The organism is Hydrogenophaga sp. (genome assembly GCF_031426985.1).
In the GTDB taxonomy this organism is placed as follows: domain Bacteria; phylum Pseudomonadota; class Gammaproteobacteria; order Burkholderiales; family Burkholderiaceae_C; genus Hydrogenophaga.
On sequence record NZ_JASJOY010000243.1, the window covers coordinates 1 to 1,590 of the forward strand.

The following is a 1,590-nucleotide window of genomic DNA, read 5'->3' on the forward strand; positions in this document are numbered from 1 at the left end:
AAAAGGTTTCTCCGATGTCCGGTTTCCTCAAAGTCGAACAGCTCGCCAAGGCCTACCAGGCGGACAAGCCGGTGTTCGCCGACGTCTCGTTCACCATCGACAAGGGCGAGTTCGTCTGCATCATCGGCCACAGCGGCTGCGGCAAGACCACCATCCTCAACGTGCTCGCGGGGCTCGACACTGCGACCAGCGGCCACTGCTTCATGGACGGCCGCGAGATCGTCGGCCCCAGCCTGGAGCGCGGCGTGGTGTTCCAGAGCCACGCGCTCATGCCCTGGCTCACCGTGCGGCAGAACATCGCCTTCGCCGTCAAGTCGCGCTGGCCCGAATGGAAGACGCCGCAGATCAACCTGCACGTGGAAAAGTTCGTCGCCCTGGTCGGCCTGCTGCCCGCGATCGACAAGAAGCCGAGCCAGCTCTCGGGTGGCATGAAGCAGCGCGTGGGCATTGCGCGTGCGTTTGCCATCCAGCCCAAGATGCTGCTGCTGGACGAGCCCTTCGGCGCGCTCGACGCGCTCACGCGCGGCACCATCCAGGATGAACTGATGGCCATCGTGCGCGAGACGCACCAGACCGTCTTCATGATCACGCACGACGTGGACGAAGCCATCCTGCTGGCCGACCGCATCCTGCTCATGACCAACGGCCAGGAAACCGACCAAGGCTACCGGCCCGGCGGCATGGCCGAGGTGGTGGTCAACCCGCTGCCGCGCAGCCGCACGCGCGCGCAGCTGCACCACCTGGACGGCTACTACGACCTCAGAAATCACATCGTGGATTTCCTCGTATCTCGGGCCAAAGCCCATTGATTCCACTTCCCACTTCTTCAACACCAAGAGGCAACACCATGAGCCGACTCGACGTCACCGAAAAAATCATCTCCACCAAAGTCAGCAAAGGCCTGAGCTGGGCCGACGTGGCCAAGAAGGTGGGCCAGTCCAAGGAATGGACCACGGCCCTGTGCCTGGGCCAGATGACCGCCACACCGGCGCAGGCCAAGGTGCTGGGCAAGATATTCGGCCTCTCTGCCGACGAGCAGAAGTGGCTGATGGTGGTGCCCTACAAGGGCTCGCTGCCCACCAGCGTGCCGACCGACCCGCTGATCTACCGCTTCTACGAACTGGTCAGCGTCTACGGCACCACCTTCAAGGAACTGATCCACGAAGAGTTCGGCGACGGCATCATGAGCGCGATCGATTTCAAGATGGACATGCAGCGCCAGGCCGACCCGAACGGTGACCGCGTGAACATCGTGATGTCGGGCAAGTTCCTGCCCTATAAACAATATTGACCCCCCGCGCCGCCTGCGGCGTCACCCCCCAGGGGGCGGCGCTGGCGGCCCGGCGAAGCCGGTTCCGCGGCGCCCTGGGTTGGGCCACTTCGCGCCGGTGGCCGCCCTGGTCGGACTGGTTCAGCGAACAGCCGCTTTGGGGAAAAGCACGGCGCCAGGCAGGCCTTTGAAATGCGCATCGCAGGTCAGCAGTTCGGCGCCGTGTTTCACGGTCGTGGCGTAGACGATGGCGTCGGCGGTGGCGAGTTTGTGCTGGCGGTGCAGGTCGGCTGCGAGCAAGGCCGTCGCCGTGTCCAGCG

At 64.4% G+C, this 1,590-nt stretch carries 3 protein-coding genes; 2 read left to right on the forward strand and 1 reads right to left on the reverse strand.

The features are described from left to right. The first annotated feature begins 14 nt into the window (after positions 1-14). Complete coding sequence (locus RMP09_RS23850) at positions 15-809, forward strand: ABC transporter ATP-binding protein (protein WP_310568460.1); 795 nt, start codon at positions 15-17, stop codon at positions 807-809. Between the two features lie 38 nt (positions 810-847). Then, positions 848-1,291 (forward strand): cyanase, encoded by a 444-nt coding sequence (cynS, locus tag RMP09_RS23855; protein ID WP_177136509.1) that lies wholly within the window; start codon positions 848-850, stop codon positions 1,289-1,291. Positions 1,292-1,411: 120 nt separating this feature from the next. Here the strand turns inward: cynS and RMP09_RS23860 are convergent, their stop codons facing one another. After that, positions 1,412-1,588 carry a PIN domain-containing protein gene (locus tag RMP09_RS23860; RefSeq protein ID WP_310568461.1) on the reverse strand — a complete coding sequence of 59 codons (177 nt, stop codon included), beginning with the start codon at positions 1,586-1,588 and terminating at the stop codon, positions 1,412-1,414. Positions 1,589-1,590: the final 2 nt, after the last annotated feature.